Here is a 26,053-nt window from a genome sequence, read left to right as displayed (position 1 = left end):
GGTTACCGGGTATGTCACAAATTATTTCCCCATTCAAAATCCAATGACAACAGATGATGATTACACAACATGACAACAACGGAGAACTGTCCTGCTTCAAGTCAGCTCTCCTTTTTTATTTGAGAGAAAGCCATCCGCACATGGCCGATGACAAGGGATTCATCCGGGAGCGGGCGGACAGTGCCGCAGAGGCTTACGAACATGCCATACGTGACGGCCTATCCGTCAGGCAGGCTTTGGAACAGGCTGACGCCGTTCTCTATCAGGACTTGCGCTTTTCTCGGTTCGATACGGTTTTCGAAGTTGTATCGGAGTGGTTTCCCGAAGTACGGCCCGAAAGACGGACGGATTTCTGCCTGAAGGTATTGTCACCCGCAAAGGCGGTATTCGGCAAATATTCCATAGACGACAGGTTTGAATCATCTCCGGCCTGTCATACACTTACCGTTGAACTTACAGGTTTCATACAATCTTATATAGAACAATATGGCGTATAACAGACGACAACATCTGGCGGACAACATAGCCGCACTTGAACTGATATTCATGCGTCCGGAGTTCTGTCTTACGGAACAGGGACGCAAGGTCTTGAACGGTTATTCGGGTTTCGGAGGACTGAAGTGCATCCTGAATCCGGCGGAGAAAGATACGGACATAGAAAAATGAAGGTCGGACAAAGAACTGTTTCCCCAGGTCCGGCTGCTGCATGAACTTCTGCGTGAGTATTCCAAAGACGAGAAAGAATACAAGTCATACGTCCAAAGTCTTAAGAATTCCGTTCTTACAGCCTTTTACACACCCGAGCCGGTGGTAACGGCCATGCAGGAAGCCCTGCTAATACCGGAAATCCGCCCGGAACGTTTTCTTGACCCTTCCGCCGGAACGGGCATGTTCATCAGCACTCTGAAAGATGTCCCCGAAATCCATTGTTTCGAGAAGGACAGGCTGACGGGAAGGATACTCTCATCCCTCTATCCGAAAAGCAAGGTGAACATAGAGGGTTTCCAGTCCATACAGCCTTATTATAACGGCTACTTCGATGTTGTTTCTTCCAATATCCCGTTTGGGAATACCAGGATTTATGACCGGGACTTTGACCGGAGTGACGACCCGGTGCGCAAATCCTCACTCGCTGCCGTACACAACTATTTCTTTCTCAAAGGCATGGATACGCTGCGTGAAGGCGGGATACTGGCCTATATCACGACTTCGGGCATCATGGACTCGCCACAGAACCGTCCCGTCAGGGAGTGGCTGGTAAATCATGCCAATCTCGTTTCTACCATCCGTCTGCCGGACAATCTGTTTACCGATGCGGGTACGGAAGTAGGCAGCGACCTGATCGTGTTGCAGAAGAATACCCGAAAGTCGGAACTGACCGAAAAAGAGCGGAACTTTATCGAGACCCGCATCATATCCGACAGTATCCATATAAACAACAGCTATGCCGGTTTGGACCACATCGTCCATACTTCCGTATCCATGGGTAAAAACATGTACGGACAACCGGCCATGAATTTTACCCATGAAGGGAGTATCGGAGCCATTGCCGAACATCTCAGGCAGTTATTGGCACAAGATGTGGGGAACCATCTTGACCGGAAACTTTATGAAGAAAACCTGTCCCGTTCTACCGTTTCCACTGCCCTGAAAACCGGACCGGAAGTCCCACCGGAAACAACAGCAGTGGAGCACCGGCAGGAGATGCAGGAAGAAAGTCTCTTGTCAACCAAGCCTTATGAACCCATACTTAATCTGTTTGCCGCCTATGCGGACGAAGAGAAAGCGGAGGGCAGATGATGGAAAGCCGACCATCACCGGGCCGGACAGCATCGGCATCCCGCAAAAGAAAAAGAAACGAACCGGAAATGTTCAATCTGTTCTCGCAAGAGAACATGTATGATGAAGCCGTCTCACAAGAAGAAATGACCGGGGAACAGGCGGCAGCGGAAGCGAAATGGCAGGAACGCAGACTACGGTTCGAGGAAGAACGGAAAAAAGAAACGGAACCACGTCCGTTTACCGGAGAAATACGCCCCGAATACAAGAACGGCTCTCTCGTGAAAGCCGGTGAGCAATACGGATATTTGCAGGGATTGGGTACTCCCGAAGTACAGTTCCATCCGCTCAGGCTGACTGTCACACAACAATACCGGGCCGCCTACTATATCCCGCTCCGTGAAGCCTACCACAATCTCTACAATGCGGAAGCCGAAACGGAAACCGAACAGCCGGAACTAAGGGAGGAACTGAACCGGCAGTATGACCGTTTCCACCGCATGTTCAGGGAGCTGAACGGAAAGGACAACGCCAAGTTCCTGCTGTTGGATGCAGGAGGACGGGAAATGCTCTCATTGGAGCGTTCCGTCAACGGGAAGATACAGAAAGCGGACATATTCACCGTGCCCGTATCGTTCAACGCCAACGAGGTGACACATGTGGATACACCGCAGGAAGCCCTTGCGGCATCCCTGAACAAGTTCGGCGAGGTCAATCTGGAATATATGGAGAATCTCAGCGACATCGGCAGGCAGGAACTGCTCGAACAGCTGGAAGAGCGCATCTTCTACAATCCCATGATGAAGAGCCATGAAATCAAGGACCGTTTCATAGCGGGCAATGTGATCGCCAAAGCAGAATGGATAGAGAACCACCTGAGAGACTATCCCGATGACGGCGCGAGCAGAAAATCATTGGAGGCCCTTCGGAAAGCCATACCGGAGCCTATAAGTTTCGAACAGCTTGACTTCAACCTGGGAGAACGGTGGATACCCATGTCCGTATATGAGGAATTCGCCGGATACCTCTTTGAGACAAAGGCCCATATCCACTATACGGAATCCATCGACGAATTCAGCGTAAGCTTCGAGAGCACCAACGCGAACATCACCGACAGATATTATGTGAAAGGGGAAAAGAGAGGCTATTACGGAAACGACCTGCTGAAACATGCGCTGCACAACACCGTACCCGACATAACCAAGACCGTACAGGACAAGGAGGGCAATGACATTAAGGTACGTGATGCGGAGGCCATCCAGCTTGCCGACACCAAAATCAACGAGATACGTTCCGCCTTCACCGGCTGGCTGAATGAACAGCTGCCCGAGTTCAAGCAGAACCTTGCGGACATGTACAACCGCAAGTTCAACTGCTATGTACGTCCCGATTACGACGGTTCCCTGCAAAGCTTCCCGTTCCTTGACCTGAAAGGGCTGGGCATACCGTCCCTGTACGATAGCCAGAAAAATGCCGTATGGATGCTGAAGATGAACGGAGGCGGGATAATCGACCATCAGGTAGGTACGGGCAAAACCCTTATCATGTGCATAGCCGCCTTTGAGATGAAACGTCTCGGACTGGCGAACAAGCCGATGATTATCGGACTCAAAAGCAATGTGCATGACATAGCCGACACGTTCAAGAGGGCCTATCCGAATGCCAGAGTGCTGTATCCGGGCAAGGAGGACTTTACGCCGGAGAAGCGTGTCGGAATATTCCATGACATCAAAAATAATAACTGGGACTGTATCATCCTGACACACGACCAGTTCGGGAAAATACCCCAGTCCCCCGAAATACAGCAGAAAATATATACGCAGGAAATAGACAGCATCGAAGAGAATCTCGCCGTATTCGAGCAGCAGGGCAATGAAGTAACCGGCTGGATAAAGAAGGGGCTGGAAAGAAGAAAGGAAAACCTTGAGGCCAAACTTGAAAAGCTGGAACAGGATATAAAGGACCGGACGGATGATGTTACAGATTTCAGACAGATGGGCATCGACCACCTCTTCGTTGACGAATCGCACAATTTCAAGAACCTGATGTTCAATACACGCCATGCAAGAGTTTCCGGTCTGGGCAACCCCGAAGGAAGCATGAAGGCCATGAACATGCTTTTCGCCATCCGTACCATACAGGAGCGTACGGGCAGGGATTTGGGGGCCACTTTCTTGTCCGGTACGACCATCTCCAACAGCCTGACAGAACTCTATCTCCTTTTCAAATATCTCCGTCCGAAGGAAATGGAGCGACAGGGGATTACCTGTTTTGACGGTTGGGCGGCCGTCTATGCGAAGAAAAGCACGGACTTTGAATTTTCAGTGACCAACCAGGTGGTGCAAAAAGAGCGTTTCCGCTATTTTATCAAAGTGCCGGAACTCGCCAATTTTTATGCGGAGATAACCGATTACAAAACGGCCGAGGACGTAGGAGTTGACAGGCCGGAACTCAACGAGCAACTGTATCACATACCGCCCACTCCCCAGCAGGAGATTTTCATTCAAAAACTGATAAAGTTCGCTGAAACCGGGGATGCGACCTACATAGACAGGGAGCCTCTGTCCGAAGCGGAGGAGAAAGCACAGATGCTGATCGCCACCAACTACTCGAACAAGATGTCGCTTGACATGCGGCTGATAGACCAGCAGTACGGCGACAGTCCGGGAAACAAGGCGTCTCATTGCGCGGCCAAGATTGCGGAGTATTACTACAAATATCTTGACCAGAAAGGCACACAGTTCATTTTTTCAGACTTGAGTACCTATAAACCCGACCAGTGGAACATCTACTGTGAGATAAGGCGCAAACTCGTGGAAGACCATAATATCCCGGAAAAGCAGATAAAATTCATTCAGGAAGCAAACAGCGACAACGCACGCAAGGAACTGTTCAAGGATATGAACTCCGGGCGCATCCGTTTCCTTTTCGGGTCCACACAGAAACTGGGAACGGGTGTCAACGCGCAGGAACGGGCCGTGGCCATCCATCATCTGGACATACCCTGAAGGCCGTCCGACCTGGAACAACGCAACGGACGGGCGGTAAGAAAAGGCAATATCATCGCCAAGCAGTACGCCGGCAACAAGGTGGACTGCTATATCTATGCGGTGGAGAAGTCACTGGACAGCTACAAGTTCAACCTGCTGCAAAACAAGCAGGTGTTCATCAACCAGCTCAAAAGCCGCAATCTGGCCGCCCGTACCATTGACGAGGGGGCGATTGACGAAAACGGAGGCGGCAGTTTCAGCGAATACGTGGCCATCCTTTCGGGCAACGACGACCTGCTGGAAAAGGCCAAGCTGGACAAGAAACTGGCGGTCCTTGAAAGCGAGAGGCAGGCATTCTACCGTAACAAGGGAAACGCGAAAGGCAAGCTGAATGAAAGGACTTCGGGAATAGAAAAAAACAACACCTTTATCGGGCGTTTCACCAGGGACTGGGAATATTTCAACAAGGTGATGCCCGCAGATACGGAAACCGGACTCCGTCCCAATCCCCTGAAACTGGACGGTGTGGATTCGGACAATGTGGAGATACTCGACAACCGGCTTGCCGCAATCAACCGGAATGTCCGGACGGAGGATGACTATATGAAAATCGGAACCCTGTCCGATTTCCGCATCCTTGTCCGTACCGAGAGGATTTGTGATGGGGACACACAGACCTTGCAGAACAAGTTCATGGTTGAGGGACTGGACGGTATCAAATATACCTACAACAACGGTTATATAGCCAAAGACCCGAAACTGGCCGTCATGAACTTCATCAATGCGCTGGAACGCATTCCCGCCATGATAGAGAAACGGGAAAAGGAGAACGCGGAGCTGTCGAAGGACATCCCGGTCCTTCAGGAGATTGTGGCGGCTTCATGGCCCAAGGATGCGGAAATCAAGCGGCTGAATGAGGAACTTGCCACGCTGAACCGGAAAATACAGCTTACCATAAAACCGGCAGGCGGGCATGAAAGCGGAACGGATGACGGAACGGAAATGAAAGGACAGAAAGCGACAGGCGAAAGTGACGATACACCGGACCTGCCACGGAAGGCAAGGCATGTACCCCCAATGGAAATTGCCGCCCCGTCAAACGGACTGAAAAAAATATCTTAAGTTTGCCGTAAAGAACCGCTTTTCAGAAAATGACAAAGGTATGGCCGGCACCCGGATAAATCCGCTCTGCCGGCCATACTCTTGTCTGTAACGGGAAGAAAGACACTCCGTCATTCCTCTTCCTCAAAGGAAAGGCTTTCCACCTGTCTGTTAATAACCTTCCAGTCAATGGAATCCTTCAGATTGATTATATCCACAATCGAATAATGCCTGGTCCCGTTCTCCTCTTCCGCAAAACGCAGCCGTCCGCTCAAACGCTGCTTCTCAATCTCTGCCGGATCGAGGTTTATCAGCTCACAAACCTCATCGGGCAGCATGGAGAGTTCTACACAGTTATCCTCGCAGATATGTTGCAGCACGGCCAACATGTTGAGGGACTTCTTGTAACTTCTCACGAGTGCGGCGAACGAGCCGCTTTCAACCTTAATCATCTTTCTCATAACCTTTTATTTTTAGAGTGTTCTTCTTTTTCAAGCAGCATGGCACGCAGCACGTCCGAACGGCGGTAGTAAATCTTCCCCTTGTCACGGTGGAAAGGCAACGAACCGTCATTGCGGCGTCTTAGAAGTGTCCTGTCGGACATTTTGGTAAGCAGGCGCACGCCTTTTGAATCCAGTATCTCGCTGTCGGGCAAGTTATGTATGGCAGGAGCCAGTAACTTTTCAATGTTGGTTACTTTGGCGAGTATGGTACTGAGCATGTGGGTCATCTGCCCACCAGGTGCAGTTCTTCTGTTATTCATAATGACCTTGTTTTTATTGTTTACGGTGCAATATTACGGTGATATTACAAGGTCATTGGTTACTCAACCGTTGAGCAACCGCCCAAAAAAGACAGAAAACGACAGAATGAAATAAAAAAGGCCGGAAGCAATCTCCGGCCATTCCTGAAAGAGCAGACATCCGAACCTCATGTCTGCCTTTGCTCATTCCAAACACCCTCTCCTTACATGGAAAAATGAAAATCCATCTTTATCTGTGACATCTCACGTATCACTGTACGGTCCAGCACACGCGCATAATGACGGGTCATCTGAACATTGGTATGCCCCAGCATTTTAGCAACGCTCTCTATCGAAACACCATTGGCCAGGGCAAAAGTGGCAAAAGTATGACGCGCAACATGGGTGGTCAATGTTTTTTTTATGCCACAAATATCAGCCAGTTCCTTGAGATAGGCGTTCATTTTTTGATTACAAAGCACCGGAAAAAGTACACCATGTTTCCTGCAATATTCATTGGTGGAATACTTCTCCAATATTTTTAACGGAACTTCCATCAATGGGATGTTACACATGATTTTGGTCTTCTGCCTTCCCTTGCGTATCCATCTGACACCGTTCGAGTCCTCCACGATATGCTCCTTTCCCAATCCGTGAATATCCGAGAAGGCCAGACCGGTGAAGCAACAGAACACAAAAATGTCCCGTACCTGACCCAGCCGCGGAATATCAATCTCCTTTGAAATCAGTCTTCGGATTTCCGAATCTTCCAAGAAGTCTGGCTCCACCTTATCCAACGAGAACCTGATTTCCAAAAACGGATCATTCTTCATCCATCCCTTGGCCAAAGCGATACGGATAATCTTCTTGAAGTTCTTCAGATACTTGGTGGCTGTATTATGACAACACTTTTTCGAGGTCTTAAGCCAGAACTCGTAATCCTCAACAAACTGGCGGGAAACTTCATCCAAAAGAATATCTTTCTTATGATATGTCTCCCAGACAAAATCCTGAGTATGCTTCAAGGATGTCTCATAACGCTGCACGGTTGCAGGCGCCATGTCCGTACCGGACAATCGGGCGCATTTATCATTATGTTCACGGAAAACCTCAAACAGGGTACGCTGTACGGGAGCATCCTTTCCCAAAAAACGGTCCAGGACACTGCCGGCAGAAACCGCTACACCTTCTATTTCCAGTTCACGCTGAATTTTCATTATCCTCAAACGGATAGAATCAAGATACAGATTCAGTTCCTTGTACTCACGCTTCTTTTCCAGAGCCTTTCCTTTTGCCGCACTCCAGAACTCCGGAAGAATTGTTTTCTTCACTGAAGCATCAACCCGGACTCCATTCACTGTAATTCTCATCATTATCGGAGCCTCACCGTTCCGATTCAATTTCGTCCTACGAATGTAGAACAATAGACAAAATGTTGTTCTTTCCATCTTACTTGTTTTTTAATCACAAAACTAAAATTCCAAGAGCAACAAGTCAAGATGCAAAACACTGATAAACAATGAATTATTTACTTAATAGGTGTACCTGACATTGAAGGAGATCAGGTACACCGAATAGTACACCGAAAGAATGCTTTGATATGCTTATTTTTGCCATGCACCAAGAACAAAAAATCCCTGTAAAGTATTAATTTACAGGGATTTTCTTTGTTTTGCAATTCTTTCCAGCGGAGAGACAGGGATTCGAACCCCGGGTACCTCGCAGTACAACGGTTTTCAAGACCGCCGCAATCGACCACTCTGCCACCTCTCCAGAACTTCCTTATCAGAAGTGCTTTCCGTTGAAAGCGGTGCAAAGGTACGAATCATTTTTAAATCTGCAAACAATCTGACATTTTTTTCGCGAAATAATCGTATTTTTGCAGCATATAATAAGTATAAAGATATGATATATCCTCAAAATTTTGAGCAAAAGATAGGATTCGACCAAATAAGACAGTTACTGAAAGATAAGTGTCTCAGCACTTTAGGCGAAGAGCGGGTTTCAGACATGAGCTTTTCCGAACAATACGAAGAAGTGGAAGAGAGATTGAATCAGGTAACCGAGTTTGTGCGTATCATTCAGGAAGAAGACGGGTTTCCGGATCAGTTTTTCTTCGATGTCCGTCCGTCATTGAAACGAGTGCGGATAGAAGGTATGTATTTGGACGAACAAGAACTATTTGACCTACGCCGTTCATTAGAAACCATTCGTGATATTGTACGCTTCCTTCACCGGAATGAAGAAGAGGAAGAAAACAATGTCCCCTATCCCAGCCTGAAACGACTGGCGGGAGACATTGCCGTATTCCCCCAATTGATCGGTAAGATAGACAGTATTCTCAATAAATACGGAAAAATTAAAGATAATGCTTCCAGCGAGTTGGCACGTATCCGTCGGGAGCTGTCCAGTACAATGGGAAGTATCTCACGTTCACTAAACAGTATCCTGCGCAATGCACAATCTGAAGGGTACGTAGACAAAGATGTAGCCCCGACAATGCGTGACGGACGTCTGGTAATTCCTGTCGCTCCGGGACTTAAACGGAAAATAAAAGGAATCGTACACGATGAATCGGCAAGTGGAAAGACCGTATTCATCGAACCGGCAGAGGTCGTAGAGGCCAACAACCGTATTCGCGAACTCGAAGGTGACGAACGTCGGGAAATCATTCGCATCCTTACAGAGTTTTCCAATATCCTGCGCCCATCTATTCCGGATATCCTCCAGTCGTATGAGTTTCTGGCAGAGATCGACTTTATCCGCGCAAAAAGTTATTTTGCCATACAGACCAACAGCCTGAAACCGGCAGTAGAAAAAGAACAACTATTGGATTGGACAATGGCCGTACATCCATTGCTGCAACTCTCATTAGCCAAACATGGAAAGAAGGTAGTCCCCTTGGATATAGAACTTAACCAGAAGCAACGCATCCTTATTATCTCCGGTCCGAATGCCGGAGGTAAATCAGTCTGCCTGAAAACTGTCGGATTGCTACAATATATGCTGCAATGCGGTATGCTGATACCTTTGCACGAACGTAGCCATGCCGGTATGTTCAGCAGCATCTTTATCGACATCGGTGACGAGCAGTCCATTGAAGACGACCTGAGTACTTATTCTTCCCATCTGACCAACATGAAAATCATGATGAAAAACTGCAACGAAGGCAGCCTCATCCTGATTGACGAGTTCGGAGGAGGTACAGAACCGCAAATTGGAGGTGCTATCGCTGAAGCCGTATTGAAACGCTTCAATCAGAAAGGAACGTTCGGAGTGATAACGACTCACTATCAAAATCTGAAACATTTCGCAGAAGATCATGAAGGAGTAGTCAACGGCGCTATGCTTTACGACCGTCATTTGATGCAGGCACTTTTCCAACTACAGATCGGAAATCCGGGCAGTTCATTTGCCGTAGAGATTGCCCGAAAAATAGGATTGCCGGAAGATGTTATCGCAGATGCTTCGGATATTGTAGGAAGCGAGTACATCAATGCCGACAAATACCTTCAGGATATTGTACGTGACAAACGCTACTGGGAAGGAAAACGACAAACCATCCGCCAGAGGGAAAAACACATGGAAGATACCATTGCACGTTACCAGGCAGAAATGGATGAACTACAGAAGTCACGGAAAGAGATTATCAAGCAGGCAAAAGAAGAAGCAGAACGAATGTTACAGGAATCGAATGCCCGTATTGAAAATACAATTCGTACCATTAAAGAAGCTCAGGCAGAAAAAGAAAAGACCCGTCAGGTACGTCAGGAACTAAACGATTTCCGCACTTCACTGGAAACGATGACTTCCAAAGAACAGGAAGAGAAGATTGCCCGCAAAATGGAGAAGCTGAAAGAGAAACAAGAGCGGAAGAAGAACAGGAAAAACGAACCGAAAGCTACTGCATCACAGACACCCGCCGTTCCTAAAGTCATGCCTCTCACTGTCGGTGAGAATGTAAAAATCAAGGGACAGACAAGTGTCGGACAAATAATGGAAATCAGTGGTAAAAATGCAACCGTTGCTTTCGGAAGCATTAAAACCACAGTGAAACTGGAACGTCTGGAACGAAGTAATGCTGCCCCGAAAACGGAAAGTATTGCCAAAAGCACGTTTGTCAGCAACCAGACACACGATCAGATGTACGAAAAGAAACTCAACTTTAAACAAGACATCGATGTGCGGGGAATGCGTGGTGACGAAGCGCTTCAAGCCATCACTTATTTCGTAGACGATGCTATCCTGGTCGGCATGGACCGTGTACGCATCCTTCACGGAACAGGAACCGGAATACTCCGTACACTCATCCGCCAATACCTGTCCACCGTACCAGGTGTCAGGCATTATGCAGATGAACATGTCCAGTTCGGAGGTGCCGGAATTACGGTAGTCGATTTTGACTAATCTGTAAACAAAACGATCGAAGAACTTGTTCTCTTTTAGAAAACCACTACCTTTGTTACAGTGGTTTTCTAAAACGAGAATAAAGCATGAAAAATAATCTGTTAAGCGAAAAGCTTATTTATACCGGGGACAGTCTGACCCCTACCCACCTACATCTCTGTACATACAATGCAACCGAGATACAGGAAAACTCCGGTGTCAGTTTTCAAAGCGTCAAAGAAACGCTGGATAACGAACGAATCAACTGGTTGCAGGTACATGGACTGAAAGACACGGAAACCATCCGCGAAATTTGCAGCCATTTTGAGATAGACTTCCTCGTTTTACAAGATATATTAAATGCCGACCATCCCACCAAAATAGAAGAACATGACAAATATATTGTCCTGATCCTGAAAATATTCCATCCCAATGAGCATAAAGAGGATGATGACCTCGACGGATTGCTCCAACAGCAAGTCTGTATCATCCTGGGAAACAATTACGTACTCACTTTTCTCGAAAAGGAAACCGATTTCTTTGATGAAATCAACTCCGCCCTGAGAAATGATGTGCTGAAAATCCGTAGCCGCCAGACGGATTATCTGCTCAGTGTACTGCTGAACAGTATAATGGCAAACTACATCTCAACCATATCTTCCATCGATGACGCACTCGAAGACCTGGAAGAAGAACTACTTATGATCACAAACGAAAACGACATAGGCATCCAGATTCAGGGCTTGCGCCGCCAATATATGCTGATGAAAAAAGCCATTCTTCCGCTTAAAGAACAATATGTAAAATTGCTGCGGGCAGAAAATCTCCTTATACATAAAGTGAACCGTGCATTCTACAATGACGTAAACGACCATTTACAGTTTGTATTACAAACGATCGAGATCTGCCGGGAAACATTATCTTCATTAGTCGATCTGTATATCTCAAACAATGACTTACGAATGAACGATATCATGAAACGGCTAACCATTGTATCCACCATTTTTATCCCGCTTACGTTTCTGGTCGGTGTATGGGGAATGAACTACAAATGGATGCCTGAACTGGACTGGCGATACGGATATTTATTTGCCTGGATTATCATGGCGATTATCGGTATTATTGTATATTTGTACTTCAGAAAAAAGAAATGGTATTAATTAAAGCACACCCAACCATGAAATCTATTAAAGAGTTATACAGAATTGGCACAGGTCCTTCCAGCAGTCATACAATGGGGCCCCGTAAAGCAGCGGAAATGTTTGTTGAACGTCATCCGGATGCCGCTTCTTTCAAAGTAACCCTCTACGGAAGTTTGGCAGCCACAGGCAAAGGACACATGACGGATGTGGCCATCATAGATACCTTACAACCTGCCGCTCCGGTAGAAATTGTATGGCAACCCAAAGTTTTCCTTCCTTTCCATCCGAACGGAATGACATTTGCCGCTTTAGATGCAAACAACAAGATATTGGAAAACTGGACAGTTTACAGTATCGGCGGCGGAGCTTTGGCAGAGAACAATGACAACCCGACCATAGAAAGCCCGGAAGTATATGGCATGAACAATATGACCGAAATTCTGCAATGGTGTGAACGTACCGGAAAAAGCTATTGGGAATATGTCAAGGAATGCGAGAATGAAGATATATGGGACTATCTGGCGGAGGTATGGGATACGATGAAAGATGCCATCCACCGCGGACTGGAAGCGGAAGGTGTATTACCCGGACCGCTGAACTTGCGCAGAAAAGCTTCTACCTATTATATACGTGCTACCGGATACAAACAATCCTTACAATCCAGGGGACTCGTCTTCTCGTACGCATTGGCAGTCAGTGAGGAAAATGCTTCCGGTGGCAAGATAGTAACCGCTCCTACCTGCGGCTCCTGCGGTGTAATGCCGGCAGTGCTTTATCATCTGCAAAAAAGCCGTGACTTCAGTGATATGCGCATTCTGCGTGCCTTGGCTACAGCGGGGTTAATTGGGAACATTGTCAAATTCAATGCATCCATCTCCGGTGCGGAAGTAGGTTGCCAGGGAGAAGTAGGCGTAGCCTGCGCAATGGCATCGGCAGCAGCCAATCAATTATTCGGAGGGAGTCCGGCACAAATTGAATATGCCGCGGAAATGGGACTGGAACATCATTTGGGAATGACTTGTGACCCTGTATGCGGTCTCGTTCAAATCCCTTGTATCGAACGGAATGCTTATGCAGCCGCCCGTGCACTGGATGCCAATCTTTATTCAGCTTTTACAGACGGCATGCACCGTGTTTCCTTTGACAAAGTGGTACAGGTAATGAAACAAACCGGACACGATCTGCCATCACTTTATAAAGAAACGAGCGAAGGAGGACTGGCCAAAGATTATCAGCAAATGTAAACGTATTATAGTGACGCTATCCTCATGGGATGGCGTCACTATCCTCTTGTCATAGTGACGCTATCCCGAGATGATACCGTCACTATAATTTCATACTGATAATCAATACGATACAGATTCATTTCATCCCATAGGCGGCCAATTCGTATCGTCACCGTCAGTGATATCCCTTTCATGCAACAATCCACCTTCCTGTGAGAAGTACAATGCAAATTTCAAATTTCCCTGTTTCACCTGAATCACAGACTCAGTCGAATGCTGCGGATACGTCAGTACAAACACATCTGTCACTACCCACGAACTGTAATTGGAATTACGAAAGCCGGTATATACAGCAGGTACTAACTGATCGATACTATCCAGTTCGTTTTCCGTCATTACCCAGTTGGCATTCGCATCGAACCAAACATCCAGCTCGTCACCAGTCACCCAGCAGTCAGCTACATAATAATTCCCTTTCATCTCCCACTCCACATTCTGGGCATTCGGATATAGTTGCTTCAATGCCTCAATAATGTTGGCAGGCGGATTGTACGTTTCATCATCATTGTCATCGCATGCGCTGAAAGAAAGGACAGCCAACATAAAAACGACTGCCCATGCGCCAAACTTAAACTTTAACATAATTAATTCTTAGGATTTAGGTTATATCATACATTCACTTAATCATCCGCTTTCAGGAATTTTCCTTTCTTATCAAATTTGAAAGAAACACCGGTACTTAGTTCCACCTCATACCCTTTCCGGTCGCGCTCCACTTTCGTCACAGGTTCTGTGAAGTTATGCTCCTTCAGATAGCTGGCAGCGAATGAAGGAACGACGCTTGCCGGAACAGCCTGTCCTTTCTTTGCGCTTACTTCCTCCCAGTTACCTTTACTATCAAAATCTATTTCCGTACCGTCCATCAATAACACTTCATATTTTGTAGACTCCATCATATCTTTATCAATCTTGATATGAGCCACCTGAGGTTTGGTAAAATGACGGTTGATAAAGTTGCGTGCCGGAAGCGGCAGTTGATTCATGTCTTTTGTAATCACATCGCCGGCAAATGAGAACTGTATAGCTACAATAGCCATCACAAGCAAAGATAAAATTTTCTTCATAATCGTTATTCTTTATCGTTAATACTATATCTAATAAGTTTTATACTGCAAATAACGATACAGATTTAGGAAAGATTTGGGAATAATCAAAGATCACATTCTTTTTTGTGTTCTTTAACTTTCAGCCCGGAATCTGCTCCACAAAAAAATCCGGATGCCCACATGGAAACATCCGGATTGCTCTCTTCACCTTAACTTATAACCTTAACTATTTACCTATTTATCTTTCTGAATATCCTGCCAGATTATAACATACGGGAACGGTACTATCACCTACACGGTAAATTCCGAACTTAAAGTAATAGCCATCTTCATCGTTACGTCCAATCAAAATCTTCTCATTATCCACAATGTGTTTGCTCACTTTCATCCCCTTCTCCTGATAATCCATCTGTACATCCAGCATGCCCGGCTTCACAATCGTTTCAGCTTCTTTACCATATACCGTCCAGTCGATATGAACACGGAAAGTAATCCAGCAATCTTTCGGAAAATCGGCAAAAGGCAATTTATAGGCAATGGTTGATGCCTTATACTCAGAAGTTACAGGTTTCATAACGGGGGTCTTCCCCGGGTTTGCATTGCAACGGTCATCTTTGTCTGTCAGCCATTTACGGTCGGAATTCGCCTTGATATAAAACATACCTCCTGAAAATCCAAATGCCAATGGCGGATATCCTCCTTGTTCTACCAACCATCCGTTGGGCTTTCCTGCTTTATATACAGGATTTCCATTTTTATCTTTTACCGGATTACCCTGTTTATCCAGTTTGGCTACTTTTTCGTGTCCTGCATTCTTCTTGAAGAAAGTCGTTTTTTCCAATTCTACAAATTCATCAATAGTCAGTTTCTTCACTTCCCCCTGGGGAGTTTGAACCAAGGTACGGTCAGGCATTCCATGCCATTGGGCAAAGATGGTAGATACATTACTGTCCAGAGAAGAAGGAATATAAACCGAAAACTCATAGTCACGGGAACTTCCTTGCGGACAAGCCCCCTTTCCGTGGTGATAAACTGTTTTTGTAATCTGCGCTTTCTGATAAACATCAGCCGGCAATCCCTTGAAATCGTCAGAAGTTGCATAGCAGTATGAAAATTCGGCACGTCCCTTCGTTTCGCCTTTCGCATACCCTTCCAGTGTGTTGTCTTCGGTCTTCAACTCAAAACGGCAGGAAGGTTTTCCATCAAACAAGTGAGTATAATCACGTTGAATGGCATGAGGTTTATTCGTTCCGACAGCTACCCAACAACCATCAATAATCTGATTGGCACGTGCAGAATCAGCCTGTACGTTGACCCGTTCGGTGAGTGGCACCAGTGTTTGCGTATTTTTAGTTTGAGCAGTCAACATTACGCAGCCTGCCGCCATCATATAAATAACCAAAATGTTTTTCTTCATTCTATCCGGTATTAAGTTTATCGACGGTGCAAAAATACAAAAGGCAACCCTTACGGCTGCCTTTCGTTTGTCTCAAATGCTTTCACATTTGTGCAATTCTTCTGTCAGAAATGTCTTATACTCCTATCTACAGGCTTAATCAGCCGTTTCTTCCGGATAATCCTCTTCAAGCATATCCACTTTCTTGATGCTCATTTTTCCATCGGCTGAAACTGTAATGGAGAGCGGGACATACAAGTCTGTCTGCGGATAGCAGACACTGGCCGCGTAAACGATTCCTTCCGGCGTGGTCTTATCATATACAATTCCTTCGAGTACGGACTTTGAAAGGAAGTTCGCATCGACTACGGATGAAAAATCATTCTTAGTAAATGTTTTATTAAGTACGTTCTCGCCTCCACGGGTGATACGCAACACTATCTTATTGTCTACATAGGTATCCCCCATTTCATTGGAGACGTGAGGCAGACTCTCGTCGGGAGTACGCGAAACCAGCGAGTGATAATCTTTCCCCTTAAATTTAATATCAGTTTCAGCTTTCGAACTTTGCATACGCTGCAATCCATGAGCGTCTACACTGTCTTGCGTTGCCAACACTGATTCTTTATTTGAACTTCCGTTCTTACCGCCACAGGCAACTACTGTCAGAGCCAATGGTAACAAAAGCAGATAAATTAGCTTTTTCATTCCGAACTATTCTGTTTAATAAATATAGAGCAAAGGAACAAAAAGACGGGGAGATTTACAAGTGTAACCGACATTTTTCCTACATTTGCAATCAAGAGTGCTAATATTAACACAACAATTAGAGATTTAATGCCTTGCAAACCTGACATCATGTATCAACGAATCATAGTCATTCTTTTTCTCCTTTGTGCATGTTGCATTCAAAGCAGCACCGCCTATGGACAAAAAGTAAATTACCAGCAATTCGACAATATTTATCTCGGTGCTGAAGCATCGGTGGTCAGTTGTTTCCTTCAAGACAGCGAAGGACTGATATGGATAGGTTCCAACAAGGGATTATTCAGTTATGACGGTTATTCCACACAGCAGCATTTCACTTACGGAGAAATCAATAACACCCGTATCTATTGCGGTGTCATTATAGATAACACCTATTTATATATGGGTACGGACAACGGAATCCTAATCTACAATTACCGGACTGACCGCTACGAACAACCGGCAACAGACTTTCCGACAGATGTACGCACAATGGCACTTCAAGGAGACACCCTGTGGATAGGCGCATTAAATGGCTTATACACCTATCAGCTGCAAAACCGGAAGCTAAGTCCTCTCGACACAAAGCGCAACGGACTACCCCATAATACCATCTACTCCATTATCCGCACCGGAGACAATCAGATTTATGTGGGAACCTACAACGGGCTGTGCCGCTATATTGCCTCAAACGGGAAATTCGAAAAGATTCCCCTTCCCGTCAATAGCAGCCAAAGCAACCTGTTCGTCAATTCCTTGCTGGAAGATACGGGCCGCCAATGTATCTGGATAGGTACGGAAGGTTACCTTTTCCAGTATTTTCCATCAACCGGACAGATGAAGCAGACAGAAGCCTTCCATAACAACTCGATCAAATCACTGGCTCTGGATGGAAATGGAGATCTGCTGGCAGGTACGGACAACGGCCTGTACGTCTATCACAATGATGTCACTCCTCTACAGCACATCATTCACGATTCCCGCAATATCCAGTCGTTGACGAATAACATCATCTGGAATATCTTTGCCGATCAGGAACATAACATCTGGCTGGGTACCGACTACGGCATTTCCCTTTCACGCTACAACAGCGCCCTGCAATTTATTCCGATCTCACAGATTACAGGTACGGGAGACGGAAATCAGTTCTACTCCCTGTTCCGCGACTCAAAAGGTTTCTACTGGTTTGGAGGTACCAACGGATTAATCCGCTTCACCGATCCTGCCGGAGACAAGCATAACGCTATCTGGTACAGAATGGGTGACAAGACTTATCCGTTATCACACAACCGTATCCGGCATATTTATGAAGATAAGGAACAGCAGCTATGGATAGCTACCGACGGAAGCATCAACCGCTACGATTATGCAACCCGCCAATTCGTGCACTATAACATTGTAGACAGTACAGGAACATATAACACCAACTGGACTTATTATATGTTCGAAGACAATGCCGGACATCTGTGGATTTCAACCTGTCTGGGAGGAATCTTTGTAGTAGACAAGCACAGGCTGATGCAGTCTGCCTCCGGACAATATGTAGCCGAACAGAATTACTCCGTCCACAACGGACTGTCCGGCATGTTTATCAACCAGATTATTCCCGATAATGAAGGCAATGTATGGGTGTTGCTCTACAATAATAAAGGGATAGACAAAATTAATCCCCGCACACGGGAAGTGACAAAATTATTTGCTGACGAATTAAACGGAGAGAAAAGCCCCAACTACCTGTTATGTGATGAGGACGGTATGCTCTGGGTAGGGTTTCATGGCGGTGTCATGCGTATCAATCCCAAAGACGAGAGCCAGCAAAGTATCTCTTTCGGAAGTTTCAGCAACAACGAGATTCTGTCCATGACTTCCGTAAAGAATCACATCTGGGTGTCCACTACCAACGGACTTTGGATAATCGACCGGAAAACAATGGATGCCCGGCTGCAGAATATGACAGACAAGCGCTTCACAAGCCTGCTATTCGATCCGAAAGAGAATTGCATTTATCTGGGAGGAGCTGACGGCTTCGGTATCTCACACCCCGATATACAAACCATACACCAACCGGAACGCCCGATCCTGTTGACTGCCTTATACATTAACAATCAACTGGTATCACCACGCACCAGAGATGACGTGCCCAATATCCGATATACCAACTCGATCGAATTAAAATATAATCAGAATAACCTGTCATTCGAATTATCCGATCTTCCTTATTCACTGGATGAGAAAAACAAGTTCGTTTATCGTCTGGAAGGAATGGACAAAGAATGGAACTTCCTGAAATCCAATATCAACCGCATTACATACAGTAATCTGAGCTACGGAAATTATCAGCTTATTATCAGCAAACTGGGAAAAGACGGTCAGCCGTCCGACCAGCCTTATATTCTGAATATCCGGATTCTTCCGCCGTGGTACTATACAATATGGGCAAAAGCCATCTATGTTTTACTGCTGCTTAGTCTGATTGCATGGACAATCAACTTCTTCCGGGTAAAAAACCGCCTGAAAGCAGAACGCAGGGAAAAAGAGAAGATTCTGGAGCAGTCCCGCCAGAAAATGGCCTTCTTCACCAACCTGTCCAATGAATTAAAGACGCCTCTCAGCCGGATTATTGCTCCCATCAGCCAATTACTTCCGGCTACAGAAGAAGCACATGAGAAGCAAACACTGGAAGAGGTTCAGCGCAACGCCATGAAAATAAACTCACTGATTCATCAGGTACTCAACTTCAACCGGATTGAAGACAATAAAGATTCATTGCTTATCCTGTCGCGCATCGAACTGGTATCGTTCAGCCGCAGTCTATTCTCTGTATATGAAGAAGACGAACGGTTCACTTTCCATTTCGAAGCAAACAAAGCAAAGATTTATGCCGATATGGATGCGATCAAACTAGGAGTGATACTGGATAATCTATTGTCGAATGCCGTCAAGTTTACCTCCGAGGGTGGAAATATCCGTTTATCCCTTTTCTATCGGCAAGAAAGCGGTCTGCTGGAAATTTGCGTATCCGACACAGGAGCAGGTATCCCGCAACAGGATATTCCTTATATCTTCCAACGTTTCTTCCAGTCACCTCATAGCGGTAGCAAAGAAGGTACCGGTATCGGGCTTTACCTGGTAAAGACTTACACAGAACTGCATGGTGGCTCTATCAACGGAGTCACTTCCGAAAAAGGAAAGGGAACTTCCATCGGACTGAGTATTCCGGTCGCCGCAGTAGAAGAGGATGAAATACCGGCTGCACAGTCTAAAAAGCAGTTAGAGTCTCTTCCCGTACTTAAACCGATCGAAGCTGAGTCACAGGATGAGAAATTCCTTTCGAACATCATCCGTCTGATCGAAGATCACCTCTCCGATGCAGACCTGAATGTAAATGCACTTTGCGAACTGTCGGGAATCAGCAACAAGCAGATTTACCGGAAGATCAAACAACTGACCGGAATGTCTCCGGTGGAATATATCAAATCTATCCGAATGAAGAAGGCTGCCATGTTACTGCAACAAAAGAAATTCACCGTTGCCGAAGTGATGTATATGGTAGGCTTTTCCAATCACTCTTATTTCTCCAAATGTTTTCAGGCTGAGTTCGGAAAAACGCCGCGCCAATACCTAAATGATGAGTTGTAGGGGCATTTCAGGGCATTTCGTCCTATTTTTATCCTTATATGTCCAATCTGTGCTTTTATTAAAATGACAGATAATCTATCTTTGCCGCTATCAACAAACCAGTAAATTTGATAGCATGAAAAGACAGTTTATTCTTACCTGCATTTGCCTGTTATTCACCTTTGTCGGCACACAAGGGAAAACGACTTCCATACCTACTATATATATAGATGGAAACGGAGTGATGCGTTGGAACGACACTCATCGGGAAGCTTCCTTCTTCGGTGCAAATTATACTACCCCTTTCGCTCATGCTTACCGTGCTCTCGGATACTTGGGAGTAGACCGTAAGGCAGCTATAGATAAAGATGTGTACCATCTTTCCCGACTGGGATTCAATGCCTATCGTATTCACTTATGGGATGTGGAACTGACAGACGGAGAAGGAAATCTTTCAGAAAACGATCATCTGGACCTGATGGACTACCTGATTGCCAAGCTGAAAGAACGGAATATCCATATCGTGATTACCGCACAAACAAACTTCGGGAACGGATATCCCGAACGGAACGAGCCGACAGGCGGCTTTTCTTATAAGTACGACAAATGCAGCATGCACTCCGAACCGGAAGCTATTGCCGCACAAGAAAGATATCTCTATAGTTTGGTGAGACACACCAATCCCTACACCGGACTGGCTTACAAGGACGATCCGTCTATTGTAGGATTTGAAATAAATAACGAACCTTGCCATTCCGGCACAAAGGAAGAAGTAAAATCCTACATCAACCGAATGCTGAAAGCCATACGCAAAGCCGGCAACCGGAAGCCTGTATTCTACAATGTAAGCCATAACGAATGGACAGTAGAGGCATACTATGACACCGATATCAAAGGAACGACTTACCAATGGTATCCCATCGGTCTAGTATCCGGACAAACACAACAAGGGAACTTCCTTCCCTATGTAGACCGCTACGATATTTCATTTGCCGATAAAGTAAAAGGCTTCGATAAGAAAGCCCGAATGATTTACGAATTTGATCCGGCGGATATCATGTATTCTTATATGTATCCGGCTATGGTCCGCACTTTCCGCACAGCCGGCTTTCAATGGATTACCCAGTTCGCGTATGACCCGATGGACATTGCCTACGCGAATACCGAATATCAGACACATTTTCTGAATCTCGCCTATACCCCGCACAAGGCAATCAGCATGAAAATAGCTTCCGAGGCAGCACAAAGCCTGAAGAGAGGCGCATCTTACGGAAGTTATCCACAAGATACGTTGTTCGGTGAAGGTTTCCGGGTAAGCTATACAGAAGACCTCAGCGAACTGAACAACGGAAACAAATTCTATTACTCCAATACCACCCGTACGCAACCCAAAGATGCCTCACAACTGGTATCCATCGCAGGGTGTGGAAGTTCTCCTGTTGTGCGCTACGAAGGTACAGGCGCTTATTTCATAGACCGTCTGGAAGACGGAGTATGGAGACTGGAAGTGATGCCTGATGCAATCATCGTCAATGATCCGTTCGCCAAACCTTCGCTGGAGAAAGAAGTAGTGACCATCGCTTACGGTGCCTGGGACATGGCCTTGCAACTTCCGAACCTGGGAAATGCATTCACCCTTTCCGCCATTCAATCGCCGGCCAATTCAACACTTGCTTCCTCCGCCCACAGAGAGAACAGCAGAAAAGAGGAAGTGAAAGACGGAGTGATTCACTCCCTCCGTCCGGGCGTTTACCTGCTGCAACGCAAGCATTGTGCGCCGAAGCAAAACTGGACAGCCGATTCGCAATGGAATACGATCAGACTGGGCGAATACGCGGCTCCCGCACCACGGGCAACGAGTTACCGGGTTATGCATACACCTGCCACCACTGTGGAAGCCAACAAACCATTGAAGATCACAGCACAGATAACAGGTCCGGAATTTCCCGACTCCGTCATCATTTACACCGACAAGATCTCTTTCTGGAACGATCACAATCCGTCCGTCAAGATGCAGCGCACAAACGGCTATACATATCAGGCAACGATACCCGCCGAAGAGATAAAAGAAGGTTATTTCAGGTATAACATCATCGTCTGCCGGGGCGACAGTACCCGTACTTATCCTGCAGGGAGTTCCGCTACAGGAAGTTCTTCCGGTACAAACGGAAATCCGCTGGACTGGGACTACACCCTCAGCCAATACTGGACTACCCGTGTAGTCGCCCCAGGTAGTGCGATACAGTTACTGACTGTAACAGATACCCATAGCCGGATAGAAGCCTATACACTCCCCGAATGGAACGAGCTTCACCGGAGTTTAACCGATTCATCTCCGACAGAAAAGCCATTGCTCCGGTTCACCTTTACATCGAAAGGAGAGAATCCGCAATACTTCCTTCGCACATTTGTCAAAGATAAGATAGACGGAAGAAAAGGCAAAATAAAAGATTGTACCGTCCTCTGCATCCGGGTTAACCGGGCGAAGGCTCTTCCGGAAGGAATCAGTGCCGGTTTCGTTACATCGGACGGATACACGTACAAAAGCCCTTGTCCTTCTCCCTCACCGGAAGGAATCATACGAATCCCTCTGAACCGGTTGCGTCAGACAGACACGGCATTGCTTCCGGTAGCTTATCCCGTCTTCCTGAAACAGTACTTCCAACCGGAAACGGAAATACCCTTCCAGGCGGAGAAAATAGAAAAGCTGGAAATATCAATGCCGGGCAATGCCAGACCGGTAACAGAGATCGAGCTTGGAGAGATCTGGCTGGAATGATACTATTAACCGATATTTCAATAAAATAAATCTATTATCAATTACACAATAATTATGAACAGTAACATCTTAAATCTACGCCATCTGACTGTACTATTCATCTTATGTACAGCCTTTCTTGGAGGCGCAATTCCTGCCTTTGCCCAACAGGGAGGCAAGAAAATGACCGGACAAGTGATCGATGAGAACAAAGAACCGATGATCGGAGTGAGCATTCTCATTGTAGGAACATCAACGGGTACAGTGACCGACTTTGACGGAAACTACACTCTGAATGTACCGAAAGACAGTAAGGAACTACAATTCTCTTACGTAGGATACGAAACTAAAGTGATAGCTATCCCCGCAAACGGCAACGTACTGAATGTACAAATGAAAAGCGACTCACAAGTACTGAGTGATGTAGTAGTCATCGGATACGGAACGCAACGCAAAAGTGACCTGACCGGTTCGGTGACGAATGTCAGCAGCAAAGACTTCAACATGGGACTGGTAAGTTCTCCCGAACAACTGATTAACGGAAAAATCTCCGGTGTACAAATCATGTCCAACAGTGGTTCGCCTACTTCCGGAAGTACGATCCGTGTACGTGGAGGAGCTTCACTGAATGCAAGTAACGATCCGCTGATCGTATTGGACGGTGTTCCTCTGGAACAAGGAGGTATCAGCGGTAATGACGGCAATTTCCTGAGCCTCATCAACCCGAATGATATTGAAAGCATGACGATTCTGAAAGATGCCTCTTCAACCGCGATCTACGGTTCGCGTGCATCCAACGGTGTCATCCTTATCACTACCAAGAAAGGAAGTTCGGACAAAATGAAAATCACATTCAGCACTACCAACTCTATTCAGACCCGTACAAAGTTAGCGGACATGTTGAGTTACGACCAGTTCGTGAATACCATCCGGACACAAGGAACGGCTGCCCAACAAGCCTTGTTGGGGACAGCCCGCACCGACTGGAACGATGAAATATACCAGAATGCCTTCGGAACGGACAACAACCTGAGCATTACCGGAAAGATTGCTCCGAACTGGCCCATCCGCGTATCGGTAGGTTACTACAACCAAAGCGGTCTGCTCCGTACGGACAATGCCGAACGATACACCGGAAGTGTTACGCTCAACCCTTCTTTCTTTAAAGACCATCTGAAGTTGAATATCAATGCGAAAGGTTCCATCAATAACAACACGTTCGGTAATACGGAAGCCATCTGGGCAGCTTCTACCATCAATCCGACCATTCCGGTTTATTCCGGCCTGGACACTTTCGGAGGATATACAGAGGCGGTAGACAATACCGGTGCACCGGTAAACGGAGCAGTAATGAACCCGGTAGGTCTCATCCAAATGAACGACTCGCATAGTAATGTCAGACGCTTCATCGGAAATATCGATGCGGATTACCGTGTCCACTTCTTCCCCGATCTGAAACTGCATGCTACGATAGGTTATGATTACGCACAAGGTAAAGGGAGTGTATATGTTCCGGCAGAAGCTGCACAAAACTACACCACTTCCGGCCTGGATTACAGCTACGGTCCGCAAAAGAAAGAAAACCGTCTGCTGACTTTATACGCCAACTACAATAAACTGGTGGAACCGATCAAAAGTAGTTTTGACGTGACAGCCGGTTATGACTATCAGTACTGGAAAGCAACCAACCCTCTTTACAGTGAAATGAATACGCTCGGAGAAGTGCTGAAAACTTCGAAAGCAACCGATGAACGCCATGTACTACTCTCCTACTACGGTCGTCTGAACTACTCGTTCGACTCACGCTATATGCTGACTACCACCGTACGCCGGGACGCTACTTCCCGTTTTGCCAAGAATGTGCGCTGGGGTACTTTCCCTTCGGTAGCACTGGGATGGAGAGTGACGGAAGAGTCTTTCCTTAAAAACAACAAAGTACTCAGCAACCTGAAAGTTCGTGCCAGCTACGGTGTGACCGGTCAGCAAGACGGTATCGGCAACTATAACTATCTGCCCATCTATACTATCAGCCAGAATGGTGCCGAATCTATCATGGGTAATGATTACATTTATACTTACCGTCCCAAATCGTATGTTTCCGACTTGAAATGGGAAACGACTACTTCATGGAATGTCGGTTTCGACTTCGGTTTCCTGAAAGACCGTATTACCGGTAGTTTCGACTACTACACCCGCAAAACGGAAGATCTGATTGCAACCGTCCCCGCTGCAGCCGGAACGACTTTCGACCGTAACATCACGACTAACGTAGGAAATGTAGACAGTCAGGGTATTGAGTTCAGCCTGAACGCAACACCGATACAAACCAACGACTGGAACTGGGATCTCAGTTTCAATATGACCTGGCAGAAGATGAAGGTGAAAAACCTGTCGCTGGCTGCCGGAGCTGCTGCTACCAACACTTCCGTAGGTCCGTATATCGACAGCTATCAGGTACAGACATTAAGTGAAGGATATGCTCCTTACATGTTCTACGTTTACCACCAACTGTATGATGAGAAAACCGGTAAACCGGTAGAAGGTGCCTATGTAGACCTGAACGGCGACGGAGAAATCAATACCGAAGACCTGTATCGCTACCACTCTCCTGCTCCTGACTATATTCTTGGCTTCAGCACCTCACTACGCTGGAAGAAATGGACATTGAGCACCAGCCTGCGTGCCAACATCGGCAACTATGTATACAATGCAATGGCGATGAACACCGGAGCCTGGGAAACGGTAAGCTACAACTCTTATCAGTTGAACAACCTGTCGACGAGCTATCTGAAGACCGGTTTCCAGTCCCGCCAATACTTGTCGGACTACTATGTAGAGAATGCTTCGTTCCTGAAAATGGACAACCTCTCACTGAACTATAATTTCGGTGAAATCTGCAAAGGATGCAGCCTGAATGTCAGTGCTATGGTACAAAATGTATTCTGCATCACCAAATACAGCGGTGTAGACCCGGAAGTACCCAACGGCGTAGACAACTCTTTCTACCCGCGTCCACGTACCTTCTCACTCAACGTAGGTTTCAACTTCTAATTACTTAAAAA

General features: G+C 46.3%; 16 protein-coding genes, 1 tRNA gene and 1 pseudogene. 10 read left to right on the top strand and 8 right to left on the bottom strand.

Annotated elements, in window-relative coordinates:
- Positions 1-53: 53 nt before the first annotated feature.
- From K6V30_RS11905 to K6V30_RS11890, 4 genes and pseudogenes are all read left to right on the top strand, one after another.
- Positions 54-497 (top strand): DUF1896 domain-containing protein, encoded by a 444-nt coding sequence (locus K6V30_RS11905; RefSeq protein WP_115648821.1) that lies wholly within the window; start codon positions 54-56, stop codon positions 495-497.
- Positions 487-666: a hypothetical protein gene (locus tag K6V30_RS11900; protein WP_008647065.1), complete on the top strand. Its 180-nt coding sequence runs from the start codon at positions 487-489 to the stop codon at positions 664-666. The genes K6V30_RS11905 and K6V30_RS11900 overlap by 11 nt, the downstream gene beginning before the upstream one ends.
- Before the next feature lie 153 nt (positions 667-819).
- Positions 820-4,787, top strand: a pseudogene (locus K6V30_RS11895) (N-6 DNA methylase).
- Positions 4,788-4,868: 81 nt separating this feature from the next.
- Positions 4,869-5,891, top strand: coding sequence for a hypothetical protein (locus K6V30_RS11890; protein ID WP_224207296.1), 1,023 nt, complete (start codon positions 4,869-4,871; stop codon positions 5,889-5,891).
- Between the two features lie 110 nt (positions 5,892-6,001).
- On the opposite strand, the gene K6V30_RS11885 is transcribed toward K6V30_RS11890, so the two are convergent.
- The 4 genes from K6V30_RS11885 to K6V30_RS11870 all read right to left on the bottom strand — a co-directional run bounded on the left by K6V30_RS11885 (position 6,002) and on the right by K6V30_RS11870 (position 8,385).
- A complete protein-coding gene (locus tag K6V30_RS11885; RefSeq protein ID WP_005655143.1) occupies positions 6,002-6,331 on the bottom strand; it encodes a hypothetical protein in 330 nt (109 codons plus the stop codon).
- On the bottom strand, positions 6,328-6,633 hold the full coding sequence (locus tag K6V30_RS11880) for a MerR family transcriptional regulator (protein WP_005651667.1): 306 nt from the start codon (positions 6,631-6,633) through the stop codon (positions 6,328-6,330). The genes K6V30_RS11885 and K6V30_RS11880 overlap by 4 nt, the downstream gene beginning before the upstream one ends.
- 203 nt (positions 6,634-6,836) lie before the next feature.
- A complete protein-coding gene (locus K6V30_RS11875) occupies positions 6,837-8,060 on the bottom strand; it encodes a site-specific integrase (protein WP_070751189.1) in 1,224 nt (407 codons plus the stop codon).
- 240 nt (positions 8,061-8,300) lie between these two features.
- Positions 8,301-8,385, bottom strand: a tRNA-Ser gene (locus K6V30_RS11870).
- Between the two features lie 132 nt (positions 8,386-8,517).
- On the opposite strand from K6V30_RS11870, the gene K6V30_RS11865 reads away from it, so the two are divergent.
- The 3 genes from K6V30_RS11865 to K6V30_RS11855 all read left to right on the top strand — a co-directional run bounded on the left by K6V30_RS11865 (position 8,518) and on the right by K6V30_RS11855 (position 13,384).
- Positions 8,518-11,019, top strand: a complete 2,502-nt coding sequence (locus tag K6V30_RS11865; RefSeq protein WP_055271207.1) for an endonuclease MutS2 — start codon at positions 8,518-8,520, stop codon at positions 11,017-11,019.
- Positions 11,020-11,105: 86 nt separating this feature from the next.
- A complete protein-coding gene (gene corA / locus K6V30_RS11860) occupies positions 11,106-12,158 on the top strand; it encodes a magnesium/cobalt transporter CorA (RefSeq protein WP_010537331.1) in 1,053 nt (350 codons plus the stop codon).
- 17 nt (positions 12,159-12,175) lie between these two features.
- Positions 12,176-13,384, top strand: coding sequence for an L-serine ammonia-lyase (locus K6V30_RS11855; RefSeq protein ID WP_008760393.1), 1,209 nt, complete (start codon positions 12,176-12,178; stop codon positions 13,382-13,384).
- 123 nt (positions 13,385-13,507) lie between these two features.
- Here K6V30_RS11855 and K6V30_RS11850 read toward each other — a convergent pair whose 3' ends face one another.
- From K6V30_RS11850 to K6V30_RS11835, 4 genes are all read right to left on the bottom strand, one after another.
- A complete protein-coding gene (locus K6V30_RS11850) occupies positions 13,508-14,008 on the bottom strand; it encodes a PepSY-like domain-containing protein (RefSeq protein WP_010537330.1) in 501 nt (166 codons plus the stop codon).
- A 38-nt stretch (positions 14,009-14,046) separates the two neighbouring features.
- Entirely contained in the window at positions 14,047-14,490 is a 444-nt protein-coding gene (locus K6V30_RS11845) for a PepSY-like domain-containing protein (RefSeq protein ID WP_055271165.1), read from the bottom strand.
- Between the two features lie 220 nt (positions 14,491-14,710).
- Complete coding sequence (locus tag K6V30_RS11840) at positions 14,711-15,889, bottom strand: heparin lyase I family protein (protein WP_055271169.1); 1,179 nt, start codon at positions 15,887-15,889, stop codon at positions 14,711-14,713.
- Between the two features lie 135 nt (positions 15,890-16,024).
- Positions 16,025-16,576, bottom strand: coding sequence for a DUF4738 domain-containing protein (locus K6V30_RS11835; RefSeq protein ID WP_010537327.1), 552 nt, complete (start codon positions 16,574-16,576; stop codon positions 16,025-16,027).
- A gap of 150 nt (positions 16,577-16,726) precedes the next feature.
- On the opposite strand from K6V30_RS11835, the gene K6V30_RS11830 reads away from it, so the two are divergent.
- From K6V30_RS11830 to K6V30_RS11820, 3 genes are all read left to right on the top strand, one after another.
- On the top strand, positions 16,727-20,254 hold the full coding sequence (locus K6V30_RS11830) for a two-component regulator propeller domain-containing protein (protein ID WP_055271171.1): 3,528 nt from the start codon (positions 16,727-16,729) through the stop codon (positions 20,252-20,254).
- Between the two features lie 115 nt (positions 20,255-20,369).
- A complete protein-coding gene (locus tag K6V30_RS11825) occupies positions 20,370-23,012 on the top strand; it encodes a cellulase family glycosylhydrolase (RefSeq protein WP_055271173.1) in 2,643 nt (880 codons plus the stop codon).
- 54 nt (positions 23,013-23,066) lie between these two features.
- Entirely contained in the window at positions 23,067-26,042 is a 2,976-nt protein-coding gene (locus K6V30_RS11820) for a SusC/RagA family TonB-linked outer membrane protein (RefSeq protein ID WP_070612442.1), read from the top strand.
- The last annotated feature ends 11 nt before the right edge of the window (positions 26,043-26,053 follow it).

It is taken from the genome of Bacteroides faecis (genome assembly GCF_020091505.1).
Taxonomy (GTDB): Bacteria; Bacteroidota; Bacteroidia; order Bacteroidales; family Bacteroidaceae; genus Bacteroides; species Bacteroides faecis.
This window is presented reverse-complemented; position numbering and strand designations above follow the sequence as displayed.